Genomic DNA, 24,602 nt, shown 5'->3' on the forward strand with positions numbered 1-24,602 from the left:
TTTAATGTTTGACGAAAGTAAAAGCAAAAAGAAAAATGAAAAAAATAATACGACTCACAATACTATTTCTAAGTTTTGCAGCTAATTCGCAAATAAAATTGCCTCGATTAATTAGTGACGGCATGATTTTACAGCGTGATTCCAAAGTGAAAATTTGGGGCTGGGCTGCTGCAAATGAAAAAATAGAATTAAACTTTAATAGTAAAATTTACAAAACCATTACGGCTGAAGACGGAACATGGACCATTATTTTACCTCCGCAAAAAGTTGGTGGACCATACGAAATGACTTTTTCAGCGAGTAATATCATTACTTTAAAAAACATCCTTTTTGGCGATGTATGGATTTGCTCGGGACAATCTAATATGGAACTTCCAATGGAGCGTGTTAAGGACAAATACAGTCATGTAATTGCAAGCGCAGATAATTCAGCCATAAGACAATTTTTAGTGCCTGATCAATATGATTTTGAAAAAGAAAATACAGATTTTTCTTCTGGCGGATGGATTTCAGTGACTCCGATTAATATCTTGCAATTTTCGGCTGTTGGATATTTTTTTGCCCGTGAAATTTATGAAAAGTATAAAATTCCAATAGGATTGATTAATGCTGCTTTGGGTGGTTCTCCGGCCGAATCATGGATCAATGAAGAAGGAATTAAAAAATTTCCGGAGTATTATCAGGAATATCAAAGATTTAAGGATAAAAACCTGATATCCCAAATTGAATCAAATGATAAAAAGAGTAATAACGAATGGTATCAATTACTGAATAAAACCGATGAAGGTTTAAAGAATAAATGGTCAAATACAGAATTGAATGATTCAGACTGGAACACGATGCATGTTCCCGGTTATTGGGCTGACAATGGTTTACCAAATACAAATGGCGCTGTGTGGTTTAGAAAAGAATTTAAAATCCAGAAAGTTAAAGAGAATTCGGTTAAACTCATTTTAGGAAGAATTGTCGATGCCGATTCAGTTTTTGTAAATGGTCATTTTGTGGGAACAACTTCATACCTGTATCCGCCCAGAAAATATTCTTTTAATTCAAATATTTTAAAAGAAGGGAAAAACGAAATTGCCATACGTATCATAAATAATTCAGGCAAAGGAGGTTTTGTCATGGATAAACAATATCAATTAGTAAATGGGAATGATTCTCTGAACTTAAGCGGCATATGGAAGTATAAATTAGGAACAAAAATGCTTCCTTTACCATCACAGACTTTTATCAGATGGAAACCGGTTGGGCTCTATAATGCGATGATTGCTCCTTTAAAAAATTATGCAATCAAAGGCGTTCTCTGGTATCAGGGTGAATCAAGTACAAAAAAGCCGGTAGAATATTCAGCATTAATGGAAACCTTGATTACAAATTGGAGAGCAGAATGGAAACAGGGTAATTTCCCTTTTATATATGTTCAGCTTGCAAATTATATGGAGCCTAAATCTGAACCAGTTGAAAGCAATTGGGCAGAATTAAGACAGCAGCAAAAAAATACGTTATCTGTTCCCAATACAGCTATGGCGGTGACAATAGATTTAGGAGAGTGGAATGACATTCATCCCTTAAACAAATACGATGTAGGCAAAAGGCTTGCTTTACAGGCAAGAAAAATGGTTTATGGTGAAAAAAAATTAGTTTCATCAGGGCCACTTTTTAAATCCATGAAGCGAGAACAAAATAAATTGGTACTAAGTTTTTCAGATATTGGAACTGGTTTGATTGCAAAAAATAATGCAATTTTAAAAGGTTTTTCCATCGCTGGTGCTGATGGAAAATTTGTGTGGGCAAATGCCAAAATCATAAACAATAAGATTATGGTTTGGAGTGATTCAATTGCAGTGCCTGTAAAAGTCAGATATGCCTGGGCTGATAACCCCTCAGAAGCTAATTTATACAATAAACAAAATTTACCTGCATCGCCTTTTGAAAGCAATATTTAACTGTTGGGCTGTAATATCAATAGAATTCCAAAAAAGTAAACTTAAAAAGCTGTATTGAATGTAATTTCAATACAGCTTTTTAAGTTTTGAATTAATTCGCCTATATTATAAAAAAAAAGAAATTATAAAAGACTACTAAAAAAGGTAATAAATAAGCTATTTGATCTTTTGTCAGTCAATTTGGCAATTCTATATTCTTTAATGCTGATAATTTTACAATTGTTAAGAATGAGTTTAATCATAAAATATAGAAAACATGGAATTTATTAACGATCAAAAGACTTTGGAATCTATTGTTAAAAAAGCATGGGAAGACCCTGTTTTTAAAAGCAATTTACTAACCAGTCCGCTATCAGCATTAGAAAGCTTTTTAGGGCGGCCGATTCATTTAGCCGAGGGAAAAACAATTACTGTTACTGACCAGTCAAATACATCTACGCTATTTATTAATATCCCTTCCAACCCTAATTTGGTTGAAGTTGTAGATGATATTGAACTATCAGAAGAACAATTAGACATTATTTCTGGTGGAGGTGACGGACAGACGCCTCCAATCATTATAAAATGATTATTAGACGGAATGAATTTTAACCGGTGGGATAAAGAAACGTATGTGTACATTGAACATATACGTTTTTAATTTAATAGTACTGATATGAAAAATTTGCACATCTATTTATTGTTTTTTCTTTTTCTCACTTTGAGTGCCGGAATAAAATTACACGGGCAAACAAATATATCAAACAAACAACTTTTTGACAATAGGAAAACTGCAGACAGTTTATTAAATAGTGGAACAAAGTATCAGGATGCCGGACAATTTCCGGAGGCAATGGTTTTATTTGAAAAAAGTTTAAAAATATACCAAAGTTTCAAAGATCAAAAAGGAGTTGGAAATGTCCTGAACAAAATTGCAACAACATATTATTATCAGGGAAATTATGCAAAAGCTCTTGCTTATTATACGAACAGTAAGGAAATTTGTGAGAAGATTGATTTCAAAAAAGGAGTCTCGTCAGCATTAAATAATATTGGCGCTGTTCATTATTACTTAGGTAATTACCCAAAAGCGCTGGAGTTTTATAATCAGGCAATAAAAATTCAAAAAAAAATTGGCGATAAAAAAATCATTGCAGCGACTACCCAAAATATTGGCGGAATATACATTGATATAAAGGATTATTCCAATGCTATGATTTATTCTCAAAAAGCCAATACCATTTACAAAGAGTTAAAAGATTCAGTAGGAATTTCCCACAATTTAAATGCGGCAGGTAAAATCTACATGATGCAAAAGCAGTATTCTAAAGCTTATAATCATTTGAGCCAGGCTTTAGCCATAGCAGATACAATAGGAGATGAACAAAAAAAAATAGAAGCACTCTACAATTTAGGTGAACTGTTTAATATTCAGGGAGATTATACAAAATCTTTATCATATTATAATCGCTGTTTAAAATTATCCCAAAAAATTAATAGTTTACAATATACAGGTACATCAGAAGTAGCTATTGGCAGTATATTGACTCAATTAGGAAAGAATACTACAGCTATAAAGAAATGTAAAAAAGGACTGGGAATTGCAGAAAATTTAGGAGCCATATCTTTAAAAAAAGAAGCTTGTAAGTGTCTTTATGAAGCTTATAAATCTTCTGGAAATGCTACAGAAGCTCTTAATTTTTATGAAAAATCAAATGCATATAATGATAGCTTACAGTCCGAAGAAACCTCCAATAAGATTTTGAACATGGAATTTCAAAAAGCACTCTTAATGGATAGTATTGCCTATGTCAATAAAGAACATAAAATAGAACTTAAACATAAAGAAGAAGTTCAGAAAAAAGAAACCCAAAGAAACGTCATTATAATTTCTTTGGGTTTCATATTATTGATTGTCATTGCTTTATGGAACCGTTTGAACTATGTTAGAAAATCCAGAGAAGCCTTAAAAATAGAAAAGGATCGTTCAGAAAAGCTGTTGTTAAATATTTTGCCTGAAGAAATCGCAGAAGAATTAAAAGAGAAAGGCTTTGTCAATGCCCGTGATTTTAATTTGGTTTCAATCCTTTTCACTGATTTTAAATCTTTCACTCAAACTGCTGAAAAAATGTCACCTAAAGATCTTGTAGAAGAAATTAATGTTTGTTTCAAGGCATTTGATTTAATCTCTGATAAGCATAAGATCGAAAAAATTAAAACTATTGGGGATTCCTACATGGCAGCAGGCGGAATACCAAATCCAAATGAAGATTCACTAAAAGACATTGTATTGGCAGGATTAGAAATGCAGGAGTTTATGATTGAAAGAAAAATTCAAAATTCAATCACAAATAAGCCTGCTTTTGAAATGCGTCTTGGTATACACGCTGGTCCTATTGTTGCCGGAATAGTAGGAGTTAAAAAATTCCAATATGATGTATGGGGCGATACAGTAAATACTGCCAGCAGGGTAGAAAGTAATGGAATGGCAGGTAAAGTCAATATAAGTGAATCTCTTTATAATCTGATAAAACACGAAGAGTGCTTTTTGTTTCAGTACCGTGGTAATATTTATGCTAAAGGAAAAGGGGAAATCAATATGTATTTTGTCGAAAAGAATGTTTTTTTTGTCGATAAAAAGAATGTTTTTATCGACAAAATACATGTTTAAGTATTTTTTGTCAGTTTATTTGGCATTTTTATAATATAATGTAATTCTAATTTTACATTGTACAAAAGGAAATAAATCATGGAACAGAAAAAAGAAGAAGAGGTTTTGAGATTAATAATATCTAAAGCATGGGAAGATATTAATTTTAGAAAAAGCCTTGTTTCAGATCCAATAAAAGCAATTGAAGATTTGACAGGTGCGAAGATTGTTTTACCAGAAGGGAAGACGCTGGTAATAAATGATCAGACTGATAAATCTAAGGTTTATGTCAATATTCCAAGTGAACCTAGTATTGAAGACATTGAACTTACAGAAGATCAATTAGAAATAATTGCCGGCGGAGGACAGACAGTTTGGCCGGATCTGGTTAATAGTTTATTTCCCGCATTAAAGAATTACATCGTTGTATAATAACCTTAGAAGACTTTAAATTAAGTTTTATAGGCATAATTATAAAATAATATTTTTTTTAACCCATATTTTACTATTAATAACTCAAAAAAAACATTATCATGGAAATTACTAAAGAACAAAAAATCTACGCAGAAATTGTGCAAAAAGCATGGGAAGATGCTGAATTTAAAAAAGAATTAGTAGCAAATCCGGTAGCTGCAATTGAAAAATTTACAGGAAAAAAATTGAATTTGCCGGAAGGAAAAACATTTGTTGTAAGAGATCAAACAGACGAATCGGCTGTATATATCAATATTCCTGCAAAATCAAGTTTAGATAATGTTGAATTAAGCGATAAACAACTGGAAGCTGTTTCAGGAGGTGTAATATTTCCTATAATTCCTATTGATATCGTTCTTCCGATTATCAAATGGCTGGTTTAAATAAATTTAAATATTAATATTAAAAATACAAATCATGGAAATTACACAAGAACAGAAATTGTATGCAGATATTGTGCAAAAAGCATGGGAAGATACTGAATTCAAAAAAGAATTAGTAGCAAATCCAGTTGCTGCAATCGAAAAACTTACAGGAAAGAAATTGAATTTGCCGGCAGGTAAAACATTCGTTGTAAGAGATCAAACGGACGAATCGGCTGTATATATCAACATCCCTGCAGCACCAAAAAAAACTCAGGATACACAATTAAGTGACGAACAATTAGAAGCTGTTGCGGGAGGAATTATAGGACCAGGAGGTTGTATCCTTTTGCCACCGGGACCATGGAATCCAACTTTTCCTAAAGACATTGTTCTTTACTAAAATTTTTAACTCAAAACCTTAAAATCATGGAAATTACACAAGAACAAAAATTGTATGCAGAATTGGTACAAAAAGCATGGGAAAATGCTGAATTTAAAAAAGAATTAGTAGCAAATCCAGTTGCTACAATTGAAAAATTTATTGGCAAAAAATTGAATTTACCAGAAGGAAAAACATTAGTGGTAAGAGATCAAACAGATGAATCTGCTGTTTATATTAATATTCCGCCTGCAGCAAAACAATCTGCAGATGCACAATTAAGCGAAGAGCAGTTAGAAGCTGTAGCAGGAGGTGTTGGAAGTATTGCAATTTGGCCTCCAATTACAACACTGCCATGGTTACCGAGTCCAACTTTTCCAATAGATGTTATAAAATATTAATTCATACTAACTATTAAAATTATAAAAATGAAATATACTAAAGAACAACAGGAAAAAGGTGCTGAGTTGATAAAAACTCTAGTCGAAAAAGCTTGGGCAAATGCGGCTTTTAAAGATCAGTTGGTTAAAAATCCTGAGGCAACTATTCAGGAATTTACCAATAAAAGTTTTTCATTGCCGGATAACAAAAAAATCGTTGTTGAAGATCAAACCAATGAATCTGTTATCTATTTTAATATTCCGGCAGAACCTAATTTTGATGAATTAGAACTGACTGATGAACAGTTAGAACTAGTTGCCGGTGGAATTACACCAGCATTTTATGTAGGAGTTACAGTTGGAGTTGCAATATGGGCCGCAACACATCAATAATAATTTGAAAATATAAAGACATGAAAATCACATTAGAACAACAGAAAAAAGGAGCAGAGTTAATAAAAGCTCTAGTAGAAAAAGCTTGGGAAAGTGCAGCTTTTAAAGATCAATTGCTAAATAATCCAGAACAGGCATTGCAACAATTAACAGGTAAAAATATTCCTGTTCCGGAAAATGTTAAAATAATAGCTGAAGACCAATCAAATGAGAATATTATTTATTTCAATATTCCGGCAGAACCTAATTTTGATGAATTAGAGCTAACTGAAGAACAATTAGAATTAATTGCAGGCGGTTTGACCCCGGCATTATATTTTGGTGGTGTGGCAGTAGGTATTGGTATCTCCTGGGCGGTATCTCATCTTTAAGACAATAAAAACCCCTTGATTACCAATAAAAATCAAGGGGTTTTATATTAAAAAATCATAATAATGAAATTGCAATTTAAATATAATTCAAATTAAAAATATGGACACTACGTTTTATCGAACTTCAGGAACTATTTGCGCAATTATTTTAGGAATAGCAGCTTATAGACAATTTGATTTTGAGCACTTAAAGTTTCAAAATTTAGGTATTGGAATTGTATATATAATTGGTTTTATAGTTTCACTTTTTATTGTTTTTAAAAGCACACAAAAAGTAGAATAAAATTCAAAAACAGCAATTTACAGCTTCATTTTAAAGTTTATAATTAGAGGTGAATATGTTGCATAATGCTAATAAAACAATTAGAAATTTTTATAGATTTTAAAACGAATAATTTGAAAATGAATACGGAAGCAACATATTTTATAAAAGAAAATTTTCAAACTATTCCTTTTGTTGATATAATTATGCCCTATACGTATAGTTTTATTAGCAATTCTAATATAGAATTGTTCATACTAAAAGATAAGTTGCATACTAAACTATTAGAAGAATTAAGTGTTATTGCAGAGCTAACATTACAATTCGAATTAGATAATTTTATTAAAAATGGCAATGATGATTATAATTTGTTTGTTGACAAAATGTCCATGTCAATAATGAATGATTTTCCCGTTTTGGATAACTTACTTAAGATTAAGACAGAAAATTTTTCAAAACATATTAATAACATTTTTTCTCGTTTTTATAAAGATCTTGAAATAATAGAATTTACATTCAATCTCAACGATATACGAATTGTAGATATTGATGTAAGTCTTGGAGATGGTCATAAAGGCGAAGGTACCTCTATGGTTTATTTATCTAATGAAAAAAAACTAATATATAAGCCCAGAAATATAAATATAGTGAGTTCGTATAATTCATTTATTGATTGGATTAATAATAAATTAGAAACAGATTTAAAAACATTTCAAATACTGGATTGCGGAGATTATGGGTGGCTTGAATTTGTAAATAATGATGAAGCAAATTCTAAAGAAGATTTACAAGAATATTATTTTAAAGCAGGTATGCTTCTGGCTGTTGCTTTTCTCTTGGGCAGTAAGGATTGTCATCGTGAAAATATTATTGCTTCAGGCAAAAATCCGGTTATGATAGATCATGAAACTATTATTCAGCCTTTTTTGGCCGGTCAGTCTGTAGAACGATCCTGGGATGAGTCACAAAAAATCCCTCTTTTTTCTGTATTAGAAAGTGTACTCATAGTTAATAGTAATACTAAAGTTCCTATAGATTGTACAGGTTATGGTGTAAGAGGAAATTTGCATGTAACAGATTTTGGAAAAAAAATTGTCAATCCAAATACTATAAATTCTAAAAGAGTAACCCGTTTTATAACCCGCGAATTGGTCGAAAAAAATATACCTGTGTACAATGAAAATCGAGTTTTTGTAAATGATTACGCTAAAAATTTTGTTGATGGATTTTCTTTGACTTATGATTTGTTTACCAATTCTAAAGAAGAATTGAAATCCTCAGTTTCACCAATTAATTCCTTTAAGAATCAGGAAGCGAGGTATGTCTGGAGGCCAACTTTTGTTTATTTTAATATATTAAGATATATGAGATCACCGACACTTATGTCTAGTCATGAGAACTATAATTTCAAACTAAAAGAGTTATTATCTAAAGCATATCGTGCAGACAGTATGAAAAATTATAAATTTATCATGGACTTCGAAATTCAGCAAATGCTTAACGGAGATATTCCTATTTTTAGTTTAAGTAGTTTAGATGACTATTTGGAGGGGAATGAATCATTTAAAATATTTGAATATAATTGTATAGATAATATTATTAAGAGAATAGATATTCTTTCTCATGATCATAAAAAAGAGCAGTTAGAATATATCCATCGATGGGTTACTATTTAATGCTAAAATAGTTTGATATAGTCGTAGAACGTTATTTTTAAATTAGCTTATTATTAGTAGCATAAACTATAGCTTCTGAAATATTGGTTACTTCTAATTTTTCAAATAGTTTTCTTCTGTGAAATTTTACGGTATCAGGAGAAACAAATATTTCATTTGCAATTTCATTTATATTAAATGCCCTGGTAGAAAGTTGTAAAATTTCTTTTTCTCTTTTGGATAAAGATATTTTTTCAGAATCTTCCCATAAGCCCTGATTAAGATTATAATTATAGACCTTATTCTCTCCGTCTTTATAGATTTTAATATTGCCAGCTTTACGTTCTGATGATAGCGTAATGATACATATTGCTTTCCATATTTTTCCGGTATCAGTTAGAAAAACAGGAGTGAGTTTTTGGTTTATCAAAATCAATTTTCCTTCTTTATTTTTCAAATGAAAATCGTACGTGATGGTATGGTGAGTTCTTTCTTCTACGGGCAGCTTTTCATAAAAATCAAACCCTGCAGAATTAATTTTTAACAATAACTCTAAATCTACTTCAGGTACATGATTAAAATAAAACACATATCCCATTTCCAACACTTCTTCAGCAGTATTTCCACATAGAAATAGCGGATTTTCTGAAACAAATTCAAAACCTTGTTTTAAGTAATCAATAACATATATACTGGTACATGTAGCCCTTGAAAACGCTTTTATGGGCTCTAAATATTCCATTTTTTTCGATTTTTCCTCATCTGTTAAGCCATGGATCGCATTTCTGGAATAAAAAAATGAATTTAAATCAGCTGCATTCATCATATTTTAGTTTTAATTCAAATTTAATTATTTTTTTTTATGTATGAAAATAATTACATAAATATGGTAGTTATTTAGTAAATAAAAATATACAGGACATTTATATAGAAATAATTTACATTTTTAACTGATTATCAATTGATTAAATAAGTATAACCGCAAAATATTGCAATCTATATTCAATCTCATAAAATCAAAAAATTAACGAAAGAGATTTAGTTTCTCAAAAGAGTTAACTGTCTATTTATTATTTATAAAGATTACTAAAAACAGCATCAGATCGATTTAACAATACTTCTTTTTGCTTTGAATTAATTAAAAACCAAACTACCTAAAAGTGTAGTTTGTTGATTTTCAATAAAATACTACTAATTAGGGTAGCAAAATAACAATGTAGGAAAATTAGCTTTGTAATGAATCTAAAAGCTATGAATATTACTTAAAATTATCTGAAACAATTAGAATTAGATCAGGTAACGGAATTAGCAAATTTTAAAATTTCAGTCATATTGCCAAAGTTTAATTAGAAAGGAAATTGTAACTGGCATATGCTCCAAAAGGGAATAAATATTTTTCAGAAGATTAATAATGTTTGCTAGCCCCAAATATGCAAACAAAAAATGTTGTCTTTGCTGAGTGTGTCAACCAATTATTAAGAATTATGAATTTCGTTTGAAAAACAGAGGCTACATGAACTTCTGTTAATTATATAATTTTTCCAAAATAGATCAGTTACGACGAATTAAAAGATTTTTTTATTTTAAAAATAAGTGCTTTGGTAACCTTCTCAATATAAATATCAGCCAATATTTTGAAAATACGAATATAACTATCAGGCATAATATTAAAATATCCTTTTCTGAATGATAAAAACAGATTAAAATTAACAAAAAGACTTGTCAGAGCCAGGTTTTTAAAATTGTTGACTAACAAATTAATTTCCATTAAAATGACAAATCAAATTACAAAAGGTACTACAATAGATTGGTCCTCTCCAGATATTTTAAATCAGATTATTCAAAACATCAAGAATCCATTAGCAAACATTATTACGGCAAGTAAACCGGATACTATTGATAGTAAAGCTCAAAATGAGATTATATTTTCAAGCAGCACTCAAATAAATGATCTTATTGAAGAAATTTTAAAAGAAATCAAATCAAAATCTGTAAGCCTTACTATTCAGGGACGTCCTGATATTTTTGACATTTATGAAACTAATAAAAATGTTCAGAGTTTATGTCTGAACAAAATAAACCCGCAAAAAGTCACAAGATTAGATCAGGACTGGTTAATAAATCTGGAAAAGGAAATTTATAGTTCAATTAATCAAAATGATATGAATTTATATGAACTATCATATAAAATGGCGGTTAGCGAAAGACAATTGCATAGAAAAATAGCCCATTTAGTTCATTTAACACCTAATAAATACATAAGAATACTTCGACTGCACAAAGCAAAACATATTATTGATAATTACATTCAAAACTCCATTTCGCAAGTTGCTTATTCAGTCGGTTACAATGATGTACATTATTTTTCTAAGTTATTTTCAAGTCAATATGATATTTCGCCTAAGGAACTAATCAATTCTTTAAGATGAAAATATAAAATAGCAATCAGCATAAATAAATTAAAAAGTCGAAAATGATATTAACAGAAGAACAAAAAAAAGGTCAGGATGTATTTCTCAGAATCATAACTGAAGCCTGGGAGAATGATGAATTTAAAAAATCATTGCTTACTAATCCTGAAGAAACATTAGAAAAGTTTTTTGGAAGAAGTCTGCCAACAGGAAAAAAAATTAAGGTAACAGACCAGTCTAATCCGGAGTATATTTACATAAATATCCCTGTAAAACCACAGCCTAAAGATGTAGAACTGGATGAAAAAAAATTGGATACTGTTAATGGTGGTGCTTCAAATGGAACAAACGTGTCTGATCATGAAAGCTTGTACGATTCTTTGCGCAACATGTATAAGTAAATCGTTAATGTCAGATATATCAGACTTTTTGTCTTAAACAGCAGTATGAATTCAAATAAATTAGTATAACCTTAAATAATACATTATGAAAAGAGCACTTTTTTTCTTAGGCCAGTTAGATAGCAGAGATGTAGAATGGATGATTCAGAATGGTCAAAAAATAGAATTAGGAATTGGTGAAAAATTGATACAAAAAGGTAATTTTATTGACAATCTATATATCATACTTTCCGGTCAATTGTCGGTATGTGCAGAAAATGGCGATAAAGAAGATATTGCAACATTAGGATCCGGAGAAGTTGTAGGCGAAATGTCATTTTTAGAAACAAGGCCTCCATCGGTTTCTGTAATTGCTACAAAAATAGCAACAGTATACAAAATTTCTAAACAGGTTATAGAAGTAAGACTTTCTACAAATCCTGATTTTAAAGCCAATTTTTATTATGCGCTGGCATTATTTCTTTCTAACAGGTTAAGAAAAACGACAGATCAGTTAGGATATGGTACTCCGGAAGAAGAAGATTTAATAGATACTAAAATACTGGATCATGTGGCACAGGCCGGATCTCGTTTTGGGCAAATTTTAAATAGGTTTTCACAGGCATAATGATATATAAATCATAAAGATCAAATTTATATGAGGGCTTACTATTTCTTTTTTATATTATTGATTGTTGTTGCTAATAACCTCTACAGTCAGTCTAAAATTAAATGCGATTTGATTGAAATTTCCAGTATCGCATTCAATAAAAATCCAAATATTAAAAGCACTTATTATGCTATACAAACTGCAGAAGTAGGCGTTCAGGTACAAGCAGGTACATTTGATTATAATTTAAATTCGGCACTTACATACCAAACCGGCAGATATAATCTGTATGATGCTGATCCCAGAAACGAATTTATTGATCGTTCATTAAAATCCAATTCTGTAGATTTTTTTGCCAGTATTCAAAAAAGATTCCGGACATCACAAATTGCAGAAGTTGGTATAAAATATCTTTACAACGACAGCAATTTTCCCTATAATTCATTTAATGAATTTGTAGGGCCTTTTTATGGCAGGCATACAGGAGTGATTAATTTTTCATTAACCCAGCCACTTTTAAAGGGGCGGGGAAAAAGAATCGCTACAATGGGAGAAAGGATTTCCAGCCTTTATATCGATAAAAATAAGCATGATTATGAGTTTACAAATTCATATGAAATTTTACAAATTGGTGTTGCTTATTGGAGTTACTATACAGCATATAAAAGCTTAGATGTTTACCTGCAAAATGAAACACGAGTGCGAAATTTGTTGGAAATGACAAATGAACTGATTAAAGCCGATAAAAAACCTCAGGGAGATCTTGCCCAAATTAATGCAGATTTAACCAATCAGGAAAGATTAACGGTTGTTGCCAGACAAAATTTATACAATGCAAGACTAAATCTGGGTAGAGTTATTGGCTTATCTGATGAAGAAAGTCAGCAATTAGATGTTCCTTTGAATGATTTTCCGGCAGTTGGAGAGAGTGGTTATACAGAAAACACCAATAAAGAACCTTTTCTGAAAGCCGCGATAAATAACAGAGGAGATCTAAAAGCGGTTAAAAAAGTGACGGAGGCTGTAGAACTTCAGTATCAATTGGCTCAAAACAATTTGAAACCACAGCTGGATTTGACCGGTTTCGTTTATTATGGAAGTACCAGTAACGGAAACGGAATGGATAAAACCCTGACTTCTTTTGTAAATAATCAGGGACAGGATGTTGGAGGAGGGGCAAAATTAACTTTTTTATTTCCACTAAATAACAATGCAGCAAAAGGAAACTATTCGATCAGTAAAATTGCAGTAAAAGATCAGGAAATAATAAGTAATAACACACAAAGAAACATAGAATTAAATATCAATATTGCATTCAATAATTTAAGAAACAGCGCTTTAATTGTTGACAAAGCAAAAGAATCAATGGCGTTCTATCAGCAAGCTTTTAATAATGAACAGGAGAAATTTCAAATTGGTCTTACAACTCTTTTCAATTTGATGCAGTTTCAGGAAAGATTTACCTATTCAGAATTGGAATATCTGAATGCAGAGCAACAGTTTTCAAATGCAATTATAAGCCTCAGACACGAAACAGGGACACTTGTTTCTAAAGAAAAACTGGATTTTGGTATCCTTAAAAATACATTTTATACGGTTCCTACTATAGAAAATTAATAAAAAAGAGAAATCATGTCAGCAAGTTTTTTCAGAAAATCGGCGTTAGAAAAGCTTTCTACTCCCGAAAAATTAGATCAGTTAATAAAAGTCACCGGACCAAAAGCATGGATAGCCCTTACAACAGTTGCACTTGCATTATTTACCGGAGTAGTCTGGTCATTTGCTGGTACGGTAAAAACAAAATTAGATGCTGTTGGAGTGGTTTTAGGAGGCGAAGTTCATGAGGTTGTAGCCACTTCACAAGGGCAATTGGTAGAATTGAAAGTAGCCATTGGTAATAAGGTGAAAAAAGGAGATATCATCGCAACCATAAAACAGCCTGACCTGTCCCAACAAATAGAAGATGCAAAAGCAGTTGTTTCAGACAGAAAATTCGAGATGGGGAAATTATCATCGTACGGAAACCAGGGAACACAGCTCCAAAGCGAAATGATCAAACAGACTCGTGTGAGTATACAGGGTGAGATTGAATCAGAGAAAAAGAAATTATCGTTTTTAAACAATCAGCTGGAATCAGAGAATGTTCTTCTTAATAAAGGTTTGATAACAAAATCTGAAGTTGCCAATACAAAACAGCAAATTGAAGCTTCAAAAAATACGATTGAAAGGCTTAAAGGCCAAAAAGTAGAAACATCAAACCAGCAGCATAATTTAGGTTTTGATATGCAGCAGAAAATTACGCTGCAAAATCAAAGAATAGCCGAAGCTGAAAGAAATTTACAGTTCCTGACAGAACGCTATGATATTCAGCGAAATATAAAAAGCCCTTATGACGGAGAAGTTGTAGAGGTTTTAACCGATGCGGGAGTTGTCGTAGGTGCAGGAACTCCATTATTTAAGCTTAAAAACCTTCATAGAAGTTCAGAATCAAAATTAAAAGGGGTACTTTATATCCCTTCGCAGGACGGAAAAAAAATTAAAAAAGGAATGGAAGCCTTAGTGGTTCCTTCTACGGTCCAGCCACAGGAATATGGCTTTATAAAAGGAAAAGTGACTTATGTTTCTGATTTTCCGGTAACACAACAGGGTATGCTAACCTCTGTTAAAAATGACCAGCTTGCAAAAGGCCTTTTAGCCGCCGGACCACTATTTGAAGTTCATGTAGATTTTGAGAATGACCCCGATTCATATAGTGGTTTTAAATGGACTTCGGCAAAAGGACCGGATGTTTTTATAAAAGAAGGTACTTCCTGCATGGGTAAAGTTACGATAAAAGAAGAACCTCCTGTAACTATTGTTGTTCCGGCATTCAAGAAATTTTTTGATCTATATTAATACATACAAATGGCAACCAGTACAACTTTTGTTATAGAAAAACAAGCCAGGCCCGTTAAGGTTCCAACTGTTTTACAGATGGAAAGTGTAGAATGTGGTGCTGCGGCTCTGAGTATTATTTTAGGCCATTTTGGAAAGTTTGTTCCTCTTGAAAAATTAAGAATAGCTTGTGGAGTTTCCAGAGATGGTCTAAAAGCTACAAATATCATAAAAGCCGCCAAAGAGTTTGGACTTGAAGCAAAAGGATATGCAAAGTCTATAGAAAAACTGATGCAGATCAAAACACCTGCGATTATTTTCTGGAATTTCAATCACTTTTTGGTTCTTGAAGGATTTACAAAAAACAGAGTTTATTTGAGTGATCCTGCACAAGGAAGATATTATGTAAGCCATCAGGAATTTGATGATTGTTATACAGGAGTTGTCTTAACTTTTGAAACCAATACAGCTTTTGAAAAAGGAAATGAGAAACGCGGTTTAATTTCGTCATTATTGTCCAGAGTGGCCAACTCTAAATTGAGTATTTCTTATATCATTTTAGCCAGTCTGTTTTTGGTGATTCCGGGGTTAATAATTCCTTCTTTTCTTAAAGTATTTATAGATAAGTATTTAATCAACAGTTTTTCAGGATTCGTAATGCCATTGCTTTTGATCATGGCAGCAATCTTAATTATTAATTCGGTTTTGGTTTATCTCCAGCAATATTTTCTACTCAAATTAGAAACAAAACTGGCATTAGTCACATCCAGTAAATTTCTTTGGCATGTTTTTCACTTACCAATAGCATTTTTTACACAGCGTTACAGCGGAGAAGTAGGCAACAGGGTGTCTCTGAATGACAAAGTAGCCAAATTGCTAAGCGGAGATCTGGCTAATGCAGCATTAAATGTTATCGCAGTATTATTTTATGCCACCCTAATGTTTTCTTATAATGTTATCCTGACGTTAATTGGGATTTTTATGGCCGGATTAAATATTTTAATTCTTAGATATGTTTCCACAGCCAGAAAAGATGGAAGCCGCAGGCTTAGCAATGAAACGGGAAAGTTATTAGGCACAACAACTTCCGGAATTAGTATGATAGAAACCCTAAAAGCATCCGGAAGAGAAAATGATTTTTTTACAAACTGGATAGGATATCTGGCAAAAGTAATGAATGCCCAACAGGAATTAGGATGGCTAACGATTAGACTGAATGTTATGCCCAGTTTAATCACTTCATTAACAAACTCTCTGATTCTAGGAATAGGTGCATTGCAAATTATGAATGGCGAAATGACTTTGGGAGCTTTGGTTGCTTTTACTTATCTAATGTCAAATTTTATTAATCCTGTTAATCAGTTGGTTAGTGTAGGAACGTTGCTTCATGAGACTGAGAGCGATATGAACAAAATTGATGATGTTCTGAACTACGAGATTGATAATCAGTTTAGAAAAAAAGAGCAAAATGAAAATATCAAACAAGCTAATAATGAACAAAAAAGCAAATTAATTGGATATTTTGAAATGAAAAATGTCACATTTGGATACAACACTACTATGCCGGCATTGATTGAAAACTTCAATTTAAAGCTAAGACCAGGAAGCAGAGTCGCGTTAGTAGGAGGTTCTGGAAGCGGCAAATCTACAGTAGCAAAGATTGCTTCCGGGCTTTATGATCCATGGGAAGGAGAAATTTTGCTGGATGGAAAAAATCGTGTAGATATACCAAGACACATCATTACAAGTTCATTAGCAGTAGTAGATCAGGATGTAATTGTTTTTAACGGTACCATCAGAGAGAATATTTCTTTTTGGGACACCATGATTCCTGAAAAACACATTATAAATTCTGCCCGTGATGCAGTCATTCATGATGTTATTGCAGCCAGAAATGACGGATATGAAAGTAATGTAATGGAGGGCGGAACCAATTTTAGCGGAGGACAGCGCCAACGTATTGAAATTGCAAGAGCTCTTGCCGTTAATCCGACTATTTTGGTAATGGATGAAGCTACAAGCGCTTTAGATCCTACAACAGAGAAAACAGTAATGGATAATATAAAAAAAAGAGGGTGTACCTGTCTGATTGTTGCCCACAGATTGAGCACCATAATGGATTGTGATGAAATAATTGTTATGGAATTCGGAAAAATCGTGGAGCGGGGCTCTCATCAGGAATTATTAAAATTGAATGGTGTTTATTCTCATTTGATCGAAACAAAATAAATTTAGTCATTATGTCAGTGAAAGAGAAAATACATATCAGGGTCGATAAGCCATTGATTCTTAATAATACAGACTGTTTCTGGATGATTATTTCGGGAGAAGTAAACGTGTTTCATACCAAAATTGATGATGAGGAAGAATACTTATGTGCCTTAAAATACCTTTATTCAGCAAAACAAGGAGAATTATTATTTAGTTTATTGCCTCATGAATGCGATAATAATATAAGACTGATTGTTTTTTCAAATGAAGCAAAATTATTAGCTATTCCAAAAAACGAACTTTTGAATGTGGATCGTTTCTTTTTAAAAAATATGATTAACAAATGGATTTTAAAAACTTCATCTGAATTAAGCTTCAACACCACACCAAGGGTTTACACAGCGCTTAATGATTTTGAAAATTTAACTTTAAAAGAAAATCATATTGCATATCCTTCTAATGGAATAAATTGGGTACGATTACTTAAAGGAAATATTTCAGTTTTTTCAAATGAAATTAATATATATTCAACTAATAACGAACCTGGTTATCCCATACCGGTATCTAATAAATTATGGATAAAATCGCTATCTGATAACACAGAAATAAAAATATTAAGTACCAGTGAAGTTATCGAAGAAGAAATTAATTTTTTAATTTCTTTAGAAAAAATGCAATCTTATTTTTATAATCAACTTAATAAAGATATAGAAAAGAACAGTAAATTAGAAAATACACACTTTATTGAGAAACTTACGAATGAGGAAGAAGAATTAGAAACTACGCTTGAAAAAATAAAATCTATAGTTACAGGCTATAAAAAAAATACTTCAATAGCATTCAATAAGATAAACAAACAGAGTATATTTTTTTCGACATGTCAATTAATTGGGGATTATAGCGGATTTAAACTTGAGGAACCAAAACATATTGAAACATTTCAAAATACGGCAAATAATCTGTTATATGCAATTGCAAAAAGCTCTAAAATAAGAGTACGCAAAATTATCTTAAGAGATGTTTGGTGGAAAGAAGAAAACGGACATTTATTGGCTTTTTTAAAACCAAATAATACACCTGTTGCCCTAATACAAAAAAAATCAGATTCTTATTTGATCAAAAATTTAGAAACGGGTACAGAGTCTGTTGTAAATCAAAAAATCGCAGAGTCATTAGAGCCAATTGCATATATGTTTTTTTCAGGATTCAATGTTAAAATGGATTCCATGAAAAAAGTATTACGCTTTGCCATGAACGGAGTCTTAAGAGATGCCAAATTATTAATTTTAGCCTCATTTGCCGGCAGTTTAATTGGTTTGTTGATTCCAATTCTATCGGGTATAATTTTTGACGATGTTATTCCAACAGCCGACAGATCAATCCATTTTGAAGTATTTAGCATTATGATCATTATTGGATTAGTTTCGGCTGGTCTTCAGCTTGTCCAGGGCGTATTGCAAATGCGGGTTGAATCTAAATCCAGCATTAATTTGCAGGCCGGCGTTATGGACTACATTTTAAGATTGCCAGTAACATTTTATAAAAAATATACAGCTGGAGATCTCACTAACAGAGTACTGAGTATTAATTCTATCAGGCAAATATTATCGAGTACATTGATGACAGCGGTTTTGAGTGGTGCATTTTCGTTTGTTAATCTTATACTTTTGTTTTACTACGATTCAGGTTTAGCCTGGGTAGGAGTAGGTTTGGCTTTAGTTGCTGTTGTATTTATGATAACCATGGGCTGTTTAAAGCTCAAATACGACAGAGAAGTTTCTAAATATCAGGGAGAAATTCAGGGTTTTCTTTTTGAGTTTTTATCCGGAATTAGCAAAATTAGAATTACAGGTGGCGAAAGAAGGGTTTTTGCACTTTGGGCGAACAAGTTTTCAAAACTAAAAACATTAGGATTCAGTTCCGGAAGTTATCAAAATTTTGTCGAAGTTTTTAATAGTTCTTATCCGCTTTTTACAAGTATTTTCTTTTTTTCATTTATATATCATACTGTTCTTAATTCTGACAAAACAACCAGTATGCTGACGGTAGGTGCATTTATGGCTTTTATTACTGCATTCAATAAGTTTTTGAGTGATAGCCTGAGGTTGAGTATGGCTTTTATTACGTCACTCAATGTTATTCCGCTTTATGAAAGGGTAAAACCAATTTTAGAAGAAGAAACCGAATCTGTTGAACAAAGTATTGATCCGGGAGAATTAGCCGGTGAAATTGAAATGAATTCGGTTTCATTTAGATATAACGAGAATCAGCCTTTGATTTTAAAAAATATTACTTTCAAAATTAAGCCAGGAGAAATGGTTGCCTTTGTAGGTGCTTCCGGCTCAGGAAAATCAACTATTATGAGGCTTCTTCTCGGATTTGAACATCCGGAAATGGGCTCTTTATTTTATGATGGAAATACTTTTGACACTATGAATAAGGAATTGGTAAGAAGGCAAATAGGAGTAGTATTACAAAACGGGGCACTGATGTCGGGCAGTATTTATCAAAATATAGTAGGAAATTCAGAATTGACACTGGATGATGCCTGGGATGCCGCACGTATGGCCGGAATGGAAGAAGATATCAAAAATATGCCTATGGAAATGCACACTTTTATAAGTGAAGGAGCGGGAACATTTTCCGGCGGTCAAAGACAAAGGCTCATGATTGCAAGAGCTATTGTACACAAACCAAGATTGCTTTATATGGATGAAGCAACCAGTGCATTAGATAACAGAACGCAAAATATTGTAGCAGAAAGTCTGGATAAACTTCAGGCAACCCGTATTGTTATTGCACACAGACTGAGTACCATCGAAAATGCAGACCGCATTTTTGTTTTGGATAAAGGAGAAATTACAGAATCGGGAACATATGAAGAATTAATGCAATTGAACGGTTTGTTCACACAACTTGCTAAACGACAAATAGCCTAATATGAATTCACCTTCCTCAAAACTGCCTGATAATTTTCCTTTTAAGTTATCCCCCGGTCTTAAAGAATATCTTTTTAATAGATTTGAGAAGACATTCAAAAAACCATTTTTTACAGAAGAATCAGCTTGTGAATTTTGGCATGACCATTCAAAAAATAATGATGGCAATACTATATTTGATATTCTAAAAAAATGCTATCCTCAACTCAATTTTCCGATTGAAACAGGAATCGAAAAATCTGAGTTGTACAAAGACTTCGTTTTAAGAGGTAAAAAAAATTTCACAAATTTAAAAGCCTGCACGGAATTAAATGATTCCAAAAGTATAAAATTTGAAGTCAGTAAAAATTTAGCGGGCAAAATACCTCTCTTAACAATCTCAAATGAAGAAGATTTTGTAAGACTCATACAATCTTTATTGTACAAAAATAATCCTGTTGAAATTCCTCATTCAATGGGAGCAGTATTAATAAATGGTATTAATAATTGGGAGAGAATCAATATTTTAAAAAATCGTTGGCTGGCAAAGAATCCGTTAGGAAACTGGAATCAGGAATTTTCTAATGTGATACTTAATAAATCTTTATACAAGGATAAATTGATTATTTTGAGCACAAAACCTTATAGCAATGTGCCTGCAAATCAACTGGGGTTAAATGATGATATATGGATTTCACATTCCATTTCGATTAGAAAGGAACATGAATTTACACATTTGTATACTTTAAAAAGATACGGATTAGCTTCAAACAATCTGCATGATGAGTTAATTGCAGATTATATAGGAATTATTAAAACAATAGGATATTTTGATAAAGGCTGGATGCTGAATTTCCTGGGATTAGAAGAATATCCAAAGTATAGAAGAGGAGCGAGATTAGAAAATTATATAAAAGAAAACAGATTATCTCAGGAAGATTTTAAGCAATTGATAACGATTATCAAAAATGCTATTGAAGCCATCGCTATATTTGATAAAAAAATGGGCAAATTAATATCAGCCAAAGACCAAAGGTGTAGGATAGAGGCGCTTTGTGAAACAGGTCTTACCATATTAGCTTCTCAAAATGGTTCTTCTGTATTACTTGATAATTACTATGAAAGCTTTAATATTCACGAAAGTGTTGACTTAGAATTCCCAAATTAAATATAATAGTTACTGACTATAATCTTTTGCACCTTTAATTTCCTGTTCTATTCTTTTATTGATGTTGATTTTCGCATTTGTAAAAACAAAAAGGGTGGTTTTGAATTCTCTTGCGTATTTATTGGTTATTTCTCCTGCTTTAAAAGCAGATTGAAAATACGGACCGGTTTCTTTAAGTTCATTACTGTTTTTCTCAAATTCTTTAATTCTTATCAGGTTTTTATATTGAATTTTGAGATTAAACCAATTTACATAATCGGCATTAAAAGAAACTGCTTTGATGCCTTTTTTTGTATAATAATTAATAGCTCCCGCTTGTCCGTAATTATCACAAAGCACTAATGTGTTTTGTTGATTGCCTAAAACAGTATAAACAGAATCGGTTTTTCTGGCGAGTTCTTTCCACCCAAGCATATCTGCAAAATCCTGTGGCAAAACATGATCTTTCCCGTCTTCCCAGCGAAGCATTCCCAGTTTTTGATATCTCTCCGGATTGGTACTTATTTCCTGTGGGCTTTTATTTGGAAAAGCAATATCATAAATTGGAATAAACAGCAATAAAGGAATTGCTATAAATATAGGCTGCAGAAAACGTTTCCAGCCAGATTTTAAAAATTCTCCCAAAAAAGCGGCTCCAAAAGCAATATAAACGGGATATAGCCCAATAGCGTAATAAGCTTTGGCTTTAAAATATATAAAGACAAGAAGTGTAAAAATGAAAGAGGTAAAAAAGAATTTATACTTTTTGAAAGGTTTAAAAAACAACAAAGCATAAAAAGCTGAAAGAATAACTAACAGCCCACCAATAAAAAACAGCAATTGTTCTTTTAAAAATTCAACACGGTCAACATTCACCAGTTGTGTTTCTGCCAATTCTTTCATATGATGTACAATAGGAAACTGGTTATTATACTGCCATAAAATATTGGGAAGAATCAATACCAGTCCAAATAATAAAGCTAAATAGAGTTTTTTTTCTGCTAAAATTAGTCTTTGATCAGAAAGCAAGATAGCCGGGATCAAACCAATAAGTAAGAAAATAATATTGTATTTATTTAAGAAACCGATTGCAAATACCATTGCTGCTACATAAAACCACTTTGTTTTTTGAGTTGCAACATATTGAATAATCACATAATAAAAAGCAGTCCAGCACAATACATCAAACGAATTGGGTTGAAACAACATATTAATTCGCAGCAACGAGGAAAATAAAATACAGACTGAACTCAAAATCTGTGCGTATAAATTTCCTTTTAAAGTTTCAATTGTTTTCCAAACCACAATAAGCGTTAAAACTCCAAACAAAGCAGGAAAAAATTTCACCCAGAAAACAGAATTTCCAAGCATAAGAATTATATAGGAAATCCATGAAGTGAGAGGAGGAACTGATAAATATCCCCAGGCTAAATGATTTGCCTGATCAAGATGCAAATATTCGTCTCGTTGCAGGTCATATTCAGGACTTAGCAAAACATATTGCAAAACAAATTTCAGGACAATAAATCCAATTAAAATGATTGTTTTTTTAGTCATAATGCTTAGTCGCTTAATTATAATTAGCTGAATTAGGTATAGAAATCCTGTTGAAAAATTAATAACATTTCAGGAAAAATGTGACTACTTAGAGTACGATTTGTAAACATCACTTTTGAGCATTTCTTTTTCTTTTTCACGATCAATAGCTTTAAATTCTTTCTCAAAATTGCCTTTAAAATTCTTTTTCAAATCTGTTACACCTAATTTTTCTAAGCAGTACAGATATTTGTAAAGAGATTTATCAATTTTTGAATAAGTAGATGTATACCAGAATAATTGTGCAGCAAAATCATAAACTTCCATATCCATTGCGATATCTGCGTATTTATAAATGTCCTCGATTTTATTGTCTTTATTTCTAAATAATGTATCAATCAGACTTCTTCTGTAATGCTGATATGCTTCTCTGGCATCTTTTGCACTCATGTTTACATTATATAAAGGATTATGGCTAAAAATATTACCTTTTATTTTTTCCCAATTTTCAAAACTATTCAGATGTTTGTTTCCAAGTTTATTATTCAGTTCAGACTGAGAATAAAATAATTCAAAATTTGCCCACGATGAATTCGGATAATTTTTAAGTATTTCAGTGTAGATTTCAATAGCTTTTTCAAATTCTCCTTTATCATGTTCTACAATTCCTTTCTGAATTTCAGAAGCTAACTGATTATTGAACAAAATTAGTCTTTCCTTTAGATGAATTAAAAAATTATCGGCATACGTTTCACGCTTAGAAAAAAATTGTACAATTTCGAGATATTTCAAAGCATAATCAAATTCACCCTGAGAAATAAGTATAAAAATTTTCGTAACCGGAATCAGTTCATTGCTTTGCTCCATTTCCATTGTTGCACGCCAATAGTCAGAATTATTAGCTGTTAATTTAGTAATATCCTGATTGTTATTAAAATTAGTATTGGCGACCAGGTTTCCGAAATTTTTCACTCCGGCAAATTTTTCATCCACAATTGTCTGATAGGAACTTAAAACTGGTAAAGCTTCGTTTATTGCGAAACTTTTATTCATCTCAAATTTTCCTTTCAAATCTGCCTTTTTATAATCTTCAAGTGATACATCTTTTATTACAGGAGCACCATTTTGTGAAAATAATATAGAACTAAATAAAAGAATACAAAAAGTAATGTTTTTCATTTTTTAAGATTTAAAGAGATTTTAAAGGATTTGATATAATGATTTCTTTGACGAATGTAGGAAAATTTATAGTGTACTTTCCAATCAGGTCAGCTTAATTATTTAAATATTTTGTTGAATAACCAAGGAATAGGTCCGTAATGGTTTAAGATAGATTATATACATTTAACATCTGTAATAATTATAATCTAAGATGTTAATATAAAATCATAAAAATGAAAATTAAAAGAGAACTTATTTATTTCGTTTCAGTACTTATATTCGCTTTTTTATGTTTAAAATTTCCTCAAAACAGGCATGATAAAAATAGCAACATAAAAACCAACCAATTGCCTAAAGAAGAAATGCTGTCGGAGGAGACATTAAAATCAATCGATTCTTTAAATAAAAGTATAGATTCACTTACGATTAAAAATAACACTAAAATAGGACCGGTTATAGAGGTGAAAATTAATTGATGAGTTTGAAATATTTTTAAG

The 24,602-nt window shown here is 31.6% G+C and carries 23 protein-coding genes; 20 read left to right on the top strand and 3 right to left on the bottom strand.

Features of this window, described 5'->3' with window-relative positions; all coding sequences use genetic code 11:
• Positions 1 to 35 precede the first annotated feature (35 nt).
• The 11 genes from JE46_RS01920 to JE46_RS01970 all read left to right on the top strand — a co-directional run bounded on the left by JE46_RS01920 (position 36) and on the right by JE46_RS01970 (position 8,878).
• Positions 36 to 1,949, top strand: a complete 1,914-nt coding sequence (locus JE46_RS01920) for a sialate O-acetylesterase (RefSeq protein ID WP_031453569.1) — start codon at positions 36 to 38, stop codon at positions 1,947 to 1,949.
• A 256-nt stretch (positions 1,950 to 2,205) separates the two neighbouring features.
• Positions 2,206 to 2,517 carry a hypothetical protein gene (locus tag JE46_RS01925; protein ID WP_031453570.1) on the top strand — a complete coding sequence of 104 codons (312 nt, stop codon included), beginning with the start codon at positions 2,206 to 2,208 and terminating at the stop codon, positions 2,515 to 2,517.
• Positions 2,518 to 2,604: 87 nt separating this feature from the next.
• Positions 2,605 to 4,599, top strand: a complete 1,995-nt coding sequence (locus tag JE46_RS01930) for an adenylate/guanylate cyclase domain-containing protein (RefSeq protein WP_051872789.1) — start codon at positions 2,605 to 2,607, stop codon at positions 4,597 to 4,599.
• A 78-nt stretch (positions 4,600 to 4,677) separates the two neighbouring features.
• Entirely contained in the window at positions 4,678 to 5,010 is a 333-nt protein-coding gene (locus tag JE46_RS01935) for a TOMM propeptide domain-containing protein (protein WP_031453572.1), read from the top strand.
• Between the two features lie 101 nt (positions 5,011 to 5,111).
• Positions 5,112 to 5,435, top strand: coding sequence for an NHLP leader peptide family RiPP precursor (locus JE46_RS01940; protein WP_035136360.1), 324 nt, complete (start codon positions 5,112 to 5,114; stop codon positions 5,433 to 5,435).
• A gap of 34 nt (positions 5,436 to 5,469) precedes the next feature.
• Positions 5,470 to 5,817: an NHLP leader peptide family RiPP precursor gene (locus tag JE46_RS01945; protein ID WP_035136361.1), complete on the top strand. Its 348-nt coding sequence runs from the start codon at positions 5,470 to 5,472 to the stop codon at positions 5,815 to 5,817.
• A 26-nt stretch (positions 5,818 to 5,843) separates the two neighbouring features.
• Positions 5,844 to 6,197, top strand: a complete 354-nt coding sequence (locus tag JE46_RS01950) for an NHLP leader peptide family RiPP precursor (protein ID WP_035136362.1) — start codon at positions 5,844 to 5,846, stop codon at positions 6,195 to 6,197.
• Positions 6,198 to 6,224: 27 nt separating this feature from the next.
• On the top strand, positions 6,225 to 6,569 hold the full coding sequence (locus tag JE46_RS01955; protein ID WP_035136363.1) for an NHLP leader peptide family RiPP precursor: 345 nt from the start codon (positions 6,225 to 6,227) through the stop codon (positions 6,567 to 6,569).
• A 20-nt stretch (positions 6,570 to 6,589) separates the two neighbouring features.
• Entirely contained in the window at positions 6,590 to 6,940 is a 351-nt protein-coding gene (locus tag JE46_RS01960) for an NHLP leader peptide family RiPP precursor (protein WP_051872790.1), read from the top strand.
• 100 nt (positions 6,941 to 7,040) lie between these two features.
• Entirely contained in the window at positions 7,041 to 7,223 is a 183-nt protein-coding gene (locus JE46_RS01965; RefSeq protein ID WP_051872791.1) for a hypothetical protein, read from the top strand.
• Between the two features lie 119 nt (positions 7,224 to 7,342).
• Positions 7,343 to 8,878 (top strand): type 2 lanthipeptide synthetase LanM, encoded by a 1,536-nt coding sequence (locus JE46_RS01970; RefSeq protein WP_167343410.1) that lies wholly within the window; start codon positions 7,343 to 7,345, stop codon positions 8,876 to 8,878.
• Positions 8,879 to 8,915: 37 nt separating this feature from the next.
• Here JE46_RS01970 and JE46_RS01975 read toward each other — a convergent pair whose 3' ends face one another.
• Entirely contained in the window at positions 8,916 to 9,683 is a 768-nt protein-coding gene (locus JE46_RS01975) for a response regulator transcription factor (RefSeq protein ID WP_230408856.1), read from the bottom strand.
• A 946-nt stretch (positions 9,684 to 10,629) separates the two neighbouring features.
• Between JE46_RS01975 and JE46_RS01985 the strand changes: the two genes are divergently transcribed.
• The 8 genes from JE46_RS01985 to JE46_RS02020 all read left to right on the top strand — a co-directional run bounded on the left by JE46_RS01985 (position 10,630) and on the right by JE46_RS02020 (position 21,429).
• The gene (locus tag JE46_RS01985) at positions 10,630 to 11,286 is read left to right on the top strand and encodes a helix-turn-helix domain-containing protein (RefSeq protein ID WP_031453582.1); all 657 of its coding nucleotides are present in this window, start codon (positions 10,630 to 10,632) and stop codon (positions 11,284 to 11,286) included.
• A gap of 44 nt (positions 11,287 to 11,330) precedes the next feature.
• A complete protein-coding gene (locus tag JE46_RS01990) occupies positions 11,331 to 11,669 on the top strand; it encodes an NHLP leader peptide family RiPP precursor (RefSeq protein ID WP_051872792.1) in 339 nt (112 codons plus the stop codon).
• An 85-nt stretch (positions 11,670 to 11,754) separates the two neighbouring features.
• Entirely contained in the window at positions 11,755 to 12,276 is a 522-nt protein-coding gene (locus tag JE46_RS01995) for a cyclic nucleotide-binding domain-containing protein (RefSeq protein WP_031453584.1), read from the top strand.
• Positions 12,277 to 12,306: 30 nt separating this feature from the next.
• Positions 12,307 to 13,875, top strand: a complete 1,569-nt coding sequence (locus tag JE46_RS02000; protein ID WP_083480830.1) for a TolC family protein — start codon at positions 12,307 to 12,309, stop codon at positions 13,873 to 13,875.
• 15 nt (positions 13,876 to 13,890) lie between these two features.
• The gene (locus tag JE46_RS02005) at positions 13,891 to 15,153 is read left to right on the top strand and encodes an NHLP bacteriocin system secretion protein (protein ID WP_031453586.1); all 1,263 of its coding nucleotides are present in this window, start codon (positions 13,891 to 13,893) and stop codon (positions 15,151 to 15,153) included.
• Positions 15,154 to 15,162: 9 nt separating this feature from the next.
• The gene (locus JE46_RS02010) at positions 15,163 to 17,361 is read left to right on the top strand and encodes an NHLP family bacteriocin export ABC transporter peptidase/permease/ATPase subunit (protein ID WP_031453587.1); all 2,199 of its coding nucleotides are present in this window, start codon (positions 15,163 to 15,165) and stop codon (positions 17,359 to 17,361) included.
• A gap of 11 nt (positions 17,362 to 17,372) precedes the next feature.
• Complete coding sequence (locus tag JE46_RS02015) at positions 17,373 to 20,282, top strand: NHLP bacteriocin export ABC transporter permease/ATPase subunit (RefSeq protein WP_031453588.1); 2,910 nt, start codon at positions 17,373 to 17,375, stop codon at positions 20,280 to 20,282.
• A 1-nt stretch (position 20,283) separates the two neighbouring features.
• A complete protein-coding gene (locus tag JE46_RS02020; protein ID WP_051872793.1) occupies positions 20,284 to 21,429 on the top strand; it encodes a DUF7005 family protein in 1,146 nt (381 codons plus the stop codon).
• A gap of 9 nt (positions 21,430 to 21,438) precedes the next feature.
• On the opposite strand, the gene JE46_RS02025 is transcribed toward JE46_RS02020, so the two are convergent.
• Positions 21,439 to 22,965, bottom strand: coding sequence for a glycosyltransferase family 39 protein (locus tag JE46_RS02025; RefSeq protein WP_031453590.1), 1,527 nt, complete (start codon positions 22,963 to 22,965; stop codon positions 21,439 to 21,441).
• An 84-nt stretch (positions 22,966 to 23,049) separates the two neighbouring features.
• Positions 23,050 to 24,123: a hypothetical protein gene (locus tag JE46_RS02030; protein WP_031453591.1), complete on the bottom strand. Its 1,074-nt coding sequence runs from the start codon at positions 24,121 to 24,123 to the stop codon at positions 23,050 to 23,052.
• Positions 24,124 to 24,338: 215 nt separating this feature from the next.
• On the opposite strand from JE46_RS02030, the gene JE46_RS02035 reads away from it, so the two are divergent.
• Entirely contained in the window at positions 24,339 to 24,581 is a 243-nt protein-coding gene (locus tag JE46_RS02035; RefSeq protein WP_031453592.1) for a hypothetical protein, read from the top strand.
• Positions 24,582 to 24,602: the final 21 nt, after the last annotated feature.

This window comes from Flavobacterium chungangense LMG 26729 (genome assembly GCF_000735715.2).
Classification (GTDB): Bacteria; Bacteroidota; Bacteroidia; order Flavobacteriales; family Flavobacteriaceae; genus Flavobacterium; species Flavobacterium chungangense.